The 11,372-nt window shown below is 61.7% G+C and carries 9 protein-coding genes; 7 read left to right on the forward strand and 2 right to left on the reverse strand.

The genetic code is table 11. The features are described from left to right. The 3 genes from EOD15_RS18800 to EOD15_RS18810 all read left to right on the forward strand — a co-directional run. Positions 1–805: L,D-transpeptidase (locus tag EOD15_RS18800; protein WP_148129579.1), on the forward strand; the 805-nt coding region annotated here is incomplete at its 5' end. A 146-nt stretch (positions 806–951) separates the two neighbouring features. Beyond that, positions 952–2,580, forward strand: a complete 1,629-nt coding sequence (locus EOD15_RS18805; protein ID WP_164761665.1) for a CTP synthase — start codon at positions 952–954, stop codon at positions 2,578–2,580. A 17-nt stretch (positions 2,581–2,597) separates the two neighbouring features. Further along, positions 2,598–3,134: a DUF1697 domain-containing protein gene (locus EOD15_RS18810; protein WP_127319985.1), complete on the forward strand. Its 537-nt coding sequence runs from the start codon at positions 2,598–2,600 to the stop codon at positions 3,132–3,134. 35 nt (positions 3,135–3,169) lie between these two features. Here EOD15_RS18810 and EOD15_RS18815 read toward each other — a convergent pair whose 3' ends face one another. After that, positions 3,170–4,627, reverse strand: coding sequence for an NCS1 family nucleobase:cation symporter-1 (locus tag EOD15_RS18815; RefSeq protein ID WP_127319987.1), 1,458 nt, complete (start codon positions 4,625–4,627; stop codon positions 3,170–3,172). A 241-nt stretch (positions 4,628–4,868) separates the two neighbouring features. Continuing rightward, on the reverse strand, positions 4,869–5,771 hold the full coding sequence (locus EOD15_RS18820; RefSeq protein WP_127327372.1) for a LysR family transcriptional regulator: 903 nt from the start codon (positions 5,769–5,771) through the stop codon (positions 4,869–4,871). Between the two features lie 239 nt (positions 5,772–6,010). On the opposite strand from EOD15_RS18820, the gene EOD15_RS18825 reads away from it, so the two are divergent. Genes EOD15_RS18825 through EOD15_RS18840 form a run of 4 tightly spaced genes read left to right on the forward strand, consistent with a single transcriptional unit; the run spans position 6,011 to position 11,223 of the window. Continuing rightward, positions 6,011–7,525: a leucyl aminopeptidase gene (locus EOD15_RS18825; protein ID WP_127319989.1), complete on the forward strand. Its 1,515-nt coding sequence runs from the start codon at positions 6,011–6,013 to the stop codon at positions 7,523–7,525. A 55-nt stretch (positions 7,526–7,580) separates the two neighbouring features. Beyond that, a complete protein-coding gene (locus tag EOD15_RS18830; protein ID WP_127319991.1) occupies positions 7,581–8,486 on the forward strand; it encodes a proline iminopeptidase-family hydrolase in 906 nt (301 codons plus the stop codon). Between the two features lie 19 nt (positions 8,487–8,505). Then, complete coding sequence (locus tag EOD15_RS18835; RefSeq protein ID WP_127319993.1) at positions 8,506–10,167, forward strand: ABC transporter substrate-binding protein; 1,662 nt, start codon at positions 8,506–8,508, stop codon at positions 10,165–10,167. Positions 10,168–10,206: 39 nt separating this feature from the next. After that, entirely contained in the window at positions 10,207–11,223 is a 1,017-nt protein-coding gene (locus tag EOD15_RS18840) for an ABC transporter permease (RefSeq protein WP_127319995.1), read from the forward strand. Positions 11,224–11,372 lie beyond the last annotated feature (149 nt).

Genomic DNA, 11,372 nt, shown 5'->3' on the forward strand with positions numbered 1-11,372 from the left:
GGCATTCCTGGCCAAGAAGGGCAAGAGCACGCAGGCAACCCAGGTGGCCGATGCCAAGCCGGCCAAGAAGCTGGTTGCCAAGATCATCGAACCAATCGAACCGATCGCGCCGATCCAGTCGGCCGAGCCGCTTCCGGCAGAGGCGATGAACATCGCCCTGACCGGCAACAATGGCGAGTTGCGCAGCGAGGTCATCGGCCAGAAGCAGCCGAGCAGCGGCGGTTTGTTCGCCGGTCTCTTCGGCGGTAGCTCTTCCTCTTCGTCAATTTCATATCTCCCCGAGACACGGGCTCTCGACCAGGCTCTCGCCAAGAGGGAAGCCAAGAAGCAGTTCAAGGTGAAGCCGGAATTCGTGCCGCAGGACGTGGAATTCAGCGGTTACGCTGCCGGTACCATCGTTATCGACACCAGCGCGCGCCGCCTCTACCTCGTCGAATCGTCCTCCACCGCGCGCCGCTACGCCATCGCGGTCGGCCGCGACGGCCTGCAGTTCAAGGGTACGGTTGCAGTCGGTGACAAGCAGGAATGGCCGCGCTGGATCCCGACGCTGGACATGCAGAAGCGCGAGCCGAAGCATTACGGCCAGTATAAGGACGGTATGCCCGGCGGTGGCCAGAATCCGCTCGGCGCGCGCGCCATCTATCTCTATGACGGCAAGAAGGACACGCATCTGCGCATCCACGGCACCATTGCGCCGCAGTCGATCGGAACCAGCGCTTCGAATGGTTGCTTCCGCATGATCAACGAGCACGTCATGGACCTTTACAGCCGCGTCAGGGTTGGCACCAAGGTCGTCATCATCTGACGTTTTCGTCATCCTGCCGAAAGGGCCGGCTCAGCCGGCCCTTTTGTTTTGCCTTGTTCACGATCCAAGCGCCTTCTTGGGAAAAAAGCTTCGCGGCGGTTTTTTCTCTGGCGGAATCAATCCGGCCGCGTTAAGCGATGACTCCCATGGCGCGATATGTATTCATCACAGGCGGCGTGGTTTCCTCACTTGGAAAAGGCATTGCCGCAGCGGCCCTTGGGGCTCTCCTGCAGGCGCGAGGCTATCGCGCACGCATCAAAAAACTCGATCCCTACCTGAATGTCGATCCAGGCACGATGTCGCCGTATCAGCATGGCGAAGTCTTCGTCACCGACGACGGCGCGGAAACCGATCTCGATCTTGGCCATTACGAGCGCTTCACAGGCCGCTCCGCCAACCAGCAGGACAACATCACCACCGGCCGCATCTACAAGAACATCATCGAGCGCGAGCGGCGCGGCGACTATCTCGGCGCAACCGTGCAGGTCATCCCGCACGTCACCGATGAGATCAAGAATTTCGTTCTCAACGGCAATGACGACTATGATTTCGTGTTGTGCGAGATCGGCGGCACGGTCGGCGACATCGAGGCGATGCCATTCCTGGAAGCTATTCGCCAGCTCGGCAACGACCTGCCGCGCAACAACGCCGTCTACGTCCATCTGACGCTGATGCCCTACATCCCGACGGCAGGCGAGCTGAAGACCAAGCCGACTCAGCATTCGGTCAAGGAGCTGCGCGGCATCGGCATCGCGCCCGATATCCTGCTGGTCCGTGCCGACCGCGCCATTCCCAAGGAAGAGCGCAGAAAACTGTCGCTGTTTTGCAATGTGCGCGAAAGTGCCGTGATCCAGGCGCTCGACGTGCCGCATATCTACGATGTGCCGATGGCATACCATAGGGAAGGGCTCGATTCGGAAGTGCTGGCCGCCTTCGGCATCGATCCGGCGCCGAAGCCTCGCATGGAGCCGTGGCAGGCGGTATCCAACCGCATCCACAATCCGGAAGGCGAGGTCACCATCGCCGTTGTCGGCAAATATACCGGCCTCAAGGACGCCTACAAATCTCTGATCGAGGCGCTCTCGCATGGCGGCCTTGCCAACCACGTCAAGGTCAAGCTCGACTGGATCGAATCGGAGATCTTCGAAAAAGAGGATCCGACGCCCTGGCTGGAAAAGGTGCATGGCATCCTGGTTCCCGGCGGTTTTGGCGAGCGCGGCTCGGAAGGCAAGATCCTGGCGGCGAAGTTCGCGCGTGAGCGCAAGGTGCCGTATTTCGGCATCTGCTTCGGCATGCAGATGGCCTGCATCGAGGCGGCGCGGTCGCTGGCCGGCGTCGAACACGCGTCTTCGACCGAGTTTGGTCCGACCGAGGAACCGGTGGTCGGCCTGATGACCGAATGGCTGAAAGGCAACATGCTGGAGAAGCGCCGCGAAACCGGCGATCTCGGCGGCACGATGCGGCTCGGCGCCTATCAGGCCGAACTCGCCAAGGGCTCCAAGATCGCCGAGATTTACGGCGACACACAGATTTTCGAGCGCCATCGCCACCGCTACGAGGTCAATGTCGACTACAAGGAGCGGCTTGAGGATTGCGGCCTGGTGTTTGCCGGCATGTCGCCCGACGGCGTGTTGCCGGAAACGGTCGAATACCCAGACCATCCGTGGTTCATCGGCGTGCAGTATCACCCGGAACTGAAAAGCCGGCCGCTCGAGCCGCATCCGCTGTTCGCCAGTTTCATCGAGGCGGCCGTGGAGCAGAGCCGGCTGGTGTAGCGATCAGGTCGGGCGCAATGCAGACCTATGTCGCACTGCTTTACAGCATTATCCTGGCCGAGGGGCGACGGGTCGTCATGGCCGACCTCAAGGCCATGGCCGAAGAGCTCGGGCTGAACAACCCGCGCACGCTGGTGGCGACGGGCAATCTGGTCTTCGAGGCACCGGCAACTGATATCGCCGACCTCGAACAGTGGTTGGAGGCTGCCTTTGAAAAAACCTTCGGCCGCCATGTCGATATCATCGTGCGCGGTGCCGAGGACTGGCTGAAGCTTGCCGCCGGCAATCCGTTCCCGGCCGATTCGGCTAAAGCAGGCGATCAGGTGGCCGTACGGGTGATGCGTAAGCCTGCGCCCGAGCAGGCCGTGACGGCACTGCAGGCCTATGCCGCCGAGGACGAGAAAATGACTTCGCTCGACGGCGACATCTGGGTCGTCTTTTCGCGAGAGAGACCAAGCTCGCGGCTGCTTGCGGCAATGAACCACAAGCGCATGGGCATCGGCACGTCGCGCAACTGGAACACGGTGCGCAAATTGGCCGAGATGATCGGGTAGTTGGGGGCGGCTTTGCGCCGCCCCTTGGTGGCTCGTCAGGCTTTCGCGGTCCTGGCGCCGGCGCCCAAAGCGGCGGTGCGCAGCACGTAGTAGATGATGCCGGCAATCGCCACGCCGAAGAACCAGCCATAGACGCCCCACCAGGACGGCAGCCAGTTGGTGAAGTTCGGCAGGATCGACGAGAAGATGGCGCCGATGCCGGCGGCGATGAAGGCGTTGACGTGCCAGCCGCCCTGGAAACGAAACTCGCCGTCCTCGCGATAAAGCGCCTCGACGTCGACCTCGCCCTTCCGGATAAGGTAGTAGTCGACCATCATCACGCCGAAGATCGGCCCCATTGTCGCGCCGATGATGTTGACGAAGGAAGCGGCACTGCCTTCCCACGGCGCGAAGGGGTAAAGCAGCAGGGCAATCACGGCCGCGATATAGCCGCCCTTCTTGAAGTCGATCTGCCTGGGAAAGACGTTGGAGAAGTCGAAGGCCGGCGAGACGAAGTTTGCCACCACGTTGATGCCGAGGGTTGCCACGGCAAAGGTCAGGGCTGCGAGCGCTGCCAGGAACCAGCTGTCGAATTTCGCCGAGATCTGGTCGGGATGCAGCAGCACCTCGCCATAAACGTCAAAGGCGGCAATGGTGGTGACGCCGGCGACCAGCGAGAACAGGATCAGGTTGATCGGCAGGCCCCAGATGTTGCCCTTGCGCAGCGATGCCTTGTCCGGCGCGTAACGGGCGAAATCGCAGAAGTTGAGATAGAGCGCCGAGAAATAGGTGACCCAGATCGCCGCCACCGCAAACAGCGAGGTCCACGATCCCGGCGTGCCCGGCACGCCCGCGTCCTTCGTCTTGTCCAGCAGCACGTCCATCGGGATATCGCTGGTGAAGGCAAATCTCCCGGATTTGACGCAGAGATAGATCGCCAGGATCAGCATCATCACCCAAACCGCGGGGCCGGCCCAGTCCTGGAAGCGGCGCACCGTTTCCATGCCGTTCTGGATGATCAGCAGTTGCAGCCCCCAGATGACCACGAAGCAGATCACCTCCAGGCCGGTATGGCCGAGGAAATGCGTGCTGGCGTTGAAATCGGCGAACCATTGCGTGCGGATCAGCAGCGCCACGATCGCGCCCGAGGCGGCGGCCGTCTGCGCGCCGTACCAGAAACAGGCGACGATGGCGCGCACCAGTGCCGGTATGTTGGCGCCCCAGATGCCGAAAGAGGCGCGGGCAAGCACGGGGTAGGGCACGCCCGTCTTCACGCCGGCATAGCCGACCATGTTCATCAGCACATAGATGATCAGCGAGCCGATACCGATGGCGATGATGAAGTTGACGAAGCCGCCGCAAAACAGGAACAGACTGGCGGCAAGATAGTAGCCCCAAAGGCTGTGGACGTCCGATGTCCAGACGTTGAAGATCGAGAATGGTCCCCAGTTTCGAACTTTGGCCGGAGCCAGATCCTCGTTGTACAGATCAGGTGAAGCACCCTGTATCGTCATGGCAATGTTCCCCTTTTGCAGCACGCGCCCTCACGCGTTGGCCGCGTGCAGGTTAAGCCTGCCGCAGGGGAACCGACAAGCAACCTATTTGCCGGCTTTGGCCTTAAAGATATTCAATGAGAACTGCGATTATCGATGCAAGGCGATGGTGGGTCATCGCTGAACCCGGCACGGATGATTCGAAGTTCGACGCTGGGCTTCCAATGTGAAGCGGTGGCTGCCGACATCTTCGGTAGGGGCCCTAAGCGATGGCCATCACCTGCTTGTGGTCCGCGACTTCAGCGAGCAGCCAATCCTGAAACAGGCCGGTGCCTGGTTTGTTGCCGATGCTGCGACGCTGATGCAGGTAAATGCCGGCCGGATAGGTGTGGCGGACATGGAACGGCGCGACCAGTTTGCCTTGCTGCAGAAAATCTTGCGCCATGATCGTGTCCGCAAGCGCTATTCCGGCGCCATTGATCGCTTCGCGCATGATGAGCGTACAATCATCCAGTGTTGTGCTGGATTTTGGCGTCGTTTCCAGAACGCCTTCCTGCTCCAGCCAACGCTTCCATCTCATGGTTTCGCATTCATGGATCAGATGATGATTGACCAGATCGGCCGGCGATCGCAGCGGCACAGGCCCTTCCAAAAGCGAAGGCGCACAGACCGGGGTCAAAAGCAGCGGGATCAGCAGCGTCAAAGCCGGGCCGGCCTTGTAGACGAACTCGTCGACAATGGCCAAATCGAAGTTGGCGCGCTTGCCTGAAGTGGAGATCTCCAGATCCACCGACGGATGCAACCGGCGAAAGTTCGGCAACCGGTCCGCCAGCCAAAGGTTCAGAACGGTGGGCACGCACAAGACCCGGACCCGTTGGATCTTGCCGTGGCGCGACCCCTCGGAGAGGCTGACGTCATCGGTGGCGCGCCAGATGGCTTCGAACGCCTCCGAGAGGCTGCGCGCATAGTAGGAGCCCCGGATGGTTGGCGTTATCTGGCGAAAACCGCGTTCGAACAGGTCCTGGCCAAGATTTCGTTCAAGCGCGCGGATGTGGCGGCTGACAGCCGAGGGTGTCAGATGCAGTTCTTCCGCCGCGTCCTTGACGCTGCCGAGGCGAGCGGCGGCCTCGAAAGCGCGCATGCCATTGAGTGAGGGAAGGGCCATTGGCCGATCATGAATTGTCAGTTGAGTTTTTGTCAATCGACATGGGCAGAATTCGCGTTTGATCGCCTGCCCCCTTAGGGGATACCCCAGAAGACAAGAGCAATTAAGTCGTCTCAAGAAGGCGACTGTTTGGGAACACCGGCACCATACCATCGACGGCTGAGACCGGCTTGACCAGTCTCACCGGTGGAGAGCGAAGCTTTGCTCGGTATCGCCGCAATTGGAGAGAGCGCCAGCCTATGCCTCAATCGCCAGCGCCGGTCTTCGAAGCTGCGGAGGAGATTTCCGCGGAAACCTCCGTCGTCGTGATTTTGCAAACTGCCCAACCAGGCTTTGGTCCCCGGGCAGCGGCTCTGGACGCTGAGATGAGCGGGATTCTCTCTCGTGCATGCTCTGACCCGGCCGCCTTGGCCGAATCCGGCACCTGCATCGATCTTATTGCCCCGCAGGCAGTATCGACCAAGCGCGTGGTTGTCCTGGCCTTGGGCAAAGCCGAAGCCGTAACCACCCTCTCGTTGGCGCGCGCCGGCGGTCTGCTTGCCGCACATCTGGAAGGCAAGGGGGAATGCGCGGCCACTCTGGTCCTGGACCCCATCGCTGGCATTGAACTATCCGGCGCCGAAATCCTGGCGCGTGTCGCGCTTGGCATGCGGCTGCGCCGCTATCGTTTCGACATGCGCAACCGGCGGCAAGGAGCGGGAGCGGATCGAACCTTGCGGGTGAAACTGGTCGGAGCCGGCGGCCCGGATCTGACCGCGGCGCTGACGCGGATCAATGCAATCGCCGACGGCGTCGAATATGCACGCACCTTGGTCAACCTGCCGCCAAACCATCTCCACCCCGACAATTTCCATGATCATCTGGAGCCGCTGCGTGAAGCCGGCATCGACATCGAAATGCTCGATGCCGCGCAACTGAAGGAGCTCGGCATGAACGCGCTCCTCGCCGTTGGGTCGGGCTCGGCGCGTCCGCCACGGGTCGCTGTCCTGCGCTACCGCGGCAAGGGTGCTCCCGCCCAACCACTCGCTTTCGTCGGCAAAGGCGTCTGCTTCGATTCGGGAGGCCTCTGCATCAAGGGCGGAGCGCAGATGTTCGACATGAAAGCCGACATGGGCGGAGCGGCGGCTGTGGTCGGCCTGCTGATCGCGCTCGCCCGGCAAGGCAGCCCGGTACACGTTGTCGGTGTTCTCGGCATCGCCGAGAACATGCCATCGGGCACCGCGCTCAAACCGCGCGACATCATCACCACGGCCTCGGGACAGACAGTGGAAGTGTTCGACACGGATGCGGAGGGACGCCTGCTTCTGGCCGACTGCCTCTACTATGCAGCCACGCGCTTCAACCCTTCGGTGATCGTCGATCTGGCGACGCTGACCTATTCGGTGACGCGTGGCCTGGGGTCGATATTCGCAGGCCTATTCAGCACCGACGATGCCATCGCTTCACAGATGATCGCGGCCGGAGAAACGGTCGGCGAGCGGTTCTGGCGGCTGCCGCTCGACCGGGCCTATGATGAGGGTCTGCAATCGCCGTTCGCAGACCTCAGGCATCATGCCAAGGACATGGAAGACGGCGACGCTCCCTATGCGGCGGCCTTCCTGCGTCACTTCACGGAAGACCGCCCCTGGGTGCATCTCGACATCGCCAGCAAGGAACTGACCGACACCGATCGGCCTCTGGGCAGGCAAGGCGCCACGGCATTTGGCGTGCAGATGCTGGAAGAGTGGGTGCAGGTCACCCGCAACATGAGTTAGGGCGCCTGCCGTCACGGACAAATACAAGATGCCTTCAACCGCACTGGGAACTGGGATGTCATCTGAGATCATAGGCATGGAAGGACGGGCCGCTTTCGACGCCTACGAGACCTGGTATCGGGTCACCGGTGAACTCGGTGGCGAAAAGGCGCCTGTGGTGATCCTGCATGGCGGCCCGGGCGTCGCCCACAATTATGTCGACGCCTACAAGCTTCTTGCGCGCAGGGATCGCGCCGTCATTCACTACGACCAGTTGGGCTGCGGCAATTCCACCTTGCTCCCCGAAAACGGCGCCGATTTCTGGACACCTGGGCTGTTCATCGACGAGCTTGAAAACCTGGTCGACCATCTCGGCATTCGGACGGGCTTCCACGTGCTCGGCCAGAGCTGGGGCGGCATGCTGGGCGCCGAATATGCCGTGACGCGGCCGCAGGGCCTGAAGTCGCTGACCATCGCCAACTCACCGGCGTCCATGAAACTGTGGGTCGAAGAGGCCAACCGGTTGCGTGCGGATCTGCCTGCGGATGTGCAGGAGACCCTGACCCGACACGAGCAGGCCGGCACGACAAACGATGCGGCGTACCAGGCGGCGACGATGGTGTTCTACGAGCGGCATGTCTGCCAGGTCGTGCCTTTCCCGTCCGAAGTCACGGAAAGTTTCGCCCAGGTCGTGCGCAATCCGACCGTCTATAATCTGATGAATGGGCCAAACGAGTTCCACGTCATCGGAACGCTGAAGAACTGGAGCATCGTCGACCGTCTGCCGGCCATCGATGTTCCCACCCTGATCATCTCCGGACGTCACGACGAGGCCACGCCCGCGACCGTGCAGCCCTACAAGGACGGCATCAAGGGGTCTCGCTGGGAGATATTCGAGCATTCCAGCCACATGCCGCATGTCGAAGAGCAAGATGCGTGCATGCGGGTGGTGGGAGACTTCCTGGACCACAACGACAATTGAAGAAAAGGGGAATGAAGACATGAAGAAACTGCTTCTGGCGGCAACAGCCGCGGCATTGCTGGCCGGTACATGGCTGGCCCCGGCACAGGCCGAATATCTCAAGGAGCACCGAGGCGGCACCATCCGCCTGCTGGCCCGCTCCGCGGCCGGAACGCTCGATCCGCACATCAATTACACGGACCAGGGCTGGCAGATGTACCAGCCGATCTATGACGGCCTGGTAGCCTTCCGCAAGGCCGAGGGTATGGACGGCTTCACCATCGTTCCCGATCTGGCCGAGGCGTTGCCGCAGGTCAGCAATGACGGCAAGACCTTCACCTTCAAGCTGCGCAAGGGCATCAAGTTCTCCAGCGGCCACGATCTTGGCGTGAAGGACGTCGTCGCTTCCTTCCAGCGCATCTTCAAGGTTTCCGGACCCACCTCCGGCACGTTCTATGCCGGCATCGTCGGTGCCGACAAATGCCTGGCCGACACCAAGAGCTGCACGCTGGAAGGCGGCGTTGTCGGCGACGAAGCGGCCGGCACCATCACCATCAACATCACCAAGCCGGATGCCGAGCTGCTCTACAAGCTCGCCTTGCCGCATGCCGTGGTCCTGCCGGCGGACACGCCCGCCGAAGACATGGGCTCCAAGCCCATTCCCAGCACCGGCGCGTACATGATCTCCGCCTTCGACCCGAACAAGGGCATGACGGTTTCCCGCAACCCCAATTTCAAGCAGTGGAGCGAAGAAGCCCAGCCGGACGGCTATCCGGATGTCGTCCAATATGATTTCGGCCTGTCCGAAGAGGCAGCCGTCACCGCGATCCAGAACGGCGAAGCGGACTGGATGTTCGACGCTCTGCCCAGCGATCGCCTGGGCGAACTGGGCAGCAAGTCCATGGACCAGCTGCACATCTCACCGCTTTCGGCTTGGTGGTACGCGCCGCTGAACAACCGTCTCGCACCCTTCGACAATGAAAAAGCCCGCCAGGCCGTTGCCTATGCGATCGATCGCAACACGCTGGTCAAGCTGTTCGGCGGCAAGGTGCTGGCCTCGCCGGTCTGCCAGGTCCTGCCTCCGGACTTCCCCGGCCATGAAGACTATTGCCCCTTCACCAAGAATCCAGGCGCCAAATGGTCGGCCCCTAACCTCGACAAGGCAAAGCAGCTCGTCGAGGACTCCGGCACCAAGGGTCAGAAGGTGACCATCATCGTCGAGGACACCGCCATTTCGCGGTCCATCGGCGTCTATCTGCAGAGCGTGCTGACCAGCATCGGCTATGTCGCCGACGTCAAGCCGATCTCGTCGAACATCCAGTTCACCTACATTCAGAACACCAACAACAAGGTGCAGATGTCCGTTACCCAATGGTACAAGGACTATCCTGCGGCTTCGGACTTCCTGAACATCCTGTTCAGCTGCGCCTCCTTCCGTGAAGGTTCGGATGCGTCGATCAACATCGCCGGCTTCTGCGACAAGGAAATCGACGCCAAGATGCAAAAGGCATTGGACCTCGGCGTCACCGATCAGAAAGCCGCCGACAAAATGTGGGCTGAAATCGACAGGCAGGTCACCGACAAGGCACCTGCCGTCGGCCTCTTCACGCCGAAGCGGCTTGACTTTGTCAGCAAACGTCTTGGCAATTTCAAGTTCAACCGTCAGTTCAACTGGATGATCACCCAATCCTGGGTGCAGTGATGGCCTGGGTGCAGTAACGAACCGCGGAGGGGCACGTCCGTGTCGAACCTAGCTGTCGCCGCGCCGCGCAAGACGCGAGGGCCCTGGGCCGTCGCGTTTGCGAAGCTGGCAAGGGACAGGGCTGCCATGGCCTCGCTGGCCGTGTTCCTCCTCATCGTCCTTGCCTGCCTCAGTGCGCCTCTTTATGCAAAATGGGCAGGCGTGGACCCCTTCGCCTCGACGCTCGACGCCGTCGTCCAGATCGACGGTGCCGACGTTCCGGTGATGGAACAATCGACGGAAGGGCTGGGGCTTGGCTACACACCGCTCGGCCCGACCTGGCGGCTGGGCAATTATTTCCTCGGCGCCGACAGCCAGGGGCGCGATGTCATGGCCAGGATGCTCTATGGCGGGCTGAGCTCGTTGCTGATCTCCGGAGCAGCCACCATCTTCACCCTGATCCTGGGCACGGCGGCGGGATTGATCGCCGGCTATTTCGGCGGCGTTACCGACACGGTGCTGTCGCGGTTCCTCGACATACTGTGGGCGTTCCCGATCTATCTGCTGGCGATTTCGCTCTCCATCGTCACCATCGCGCATGGCATCACGATCGGACCGATCCAGATCGAGTCCGGCAGTCTGTGGCTGCCTGTCATCATCATCGGCATCGTCTACGTGCCCTACGTGGCCCGCCCAATACGCGGGCAGGTTATGGCGCTGCGCAAAAGCGAGTTCGTGCTGGCCGCGATCAATCTGGGCGTGCCGGGGTGGCGCATCCTGTGGCGCGACATCCTGCCCAACGTCACCACCACGCTAATCGTCTTCGTGCCGCTGATGATGGCGCTGAACATGCTTACCGAATCAGCCCTTTCCTTCCTTTCGATCGGCGTGCAGCCGCCGGCCGCGAGCTGGGGCACCATCATCCAGGACGGACAGGCGCTGCTTTACACCAGGCCATTGGTGGCGCTGGTGCCGGGCCTGGCGATCGCGGTTTCCGTCATGGCGCTCAATGTCTTCGGCGACGGCCTGCGCGACGCGCTCGATCCGCGCTCCAAGGTTCGGCTGGGGCGCGACTGATGATCTACGCAATCCTGCGCCGGTTCGGCCAGATGCTGTTCGTGATGTTCGGCATCTCGGTCATCGTCTTCCTGATTTTCTTCGCAACGCCGGGCGCCGACCCGGCTGCGCGCATCGCCGGCCGCAATGCATCGCCCGAAGTGCTGGAG

The organism is Mesorhizobium sp. M7A.T.Ca.US.000.02.2.1, assembly GCF_003996995.1.
GTDB lineage: Bacteria > Pseudomonadota > Alphaproteobacteria > Rhizobiales > Rhizobiaceae > Mesorhizobium.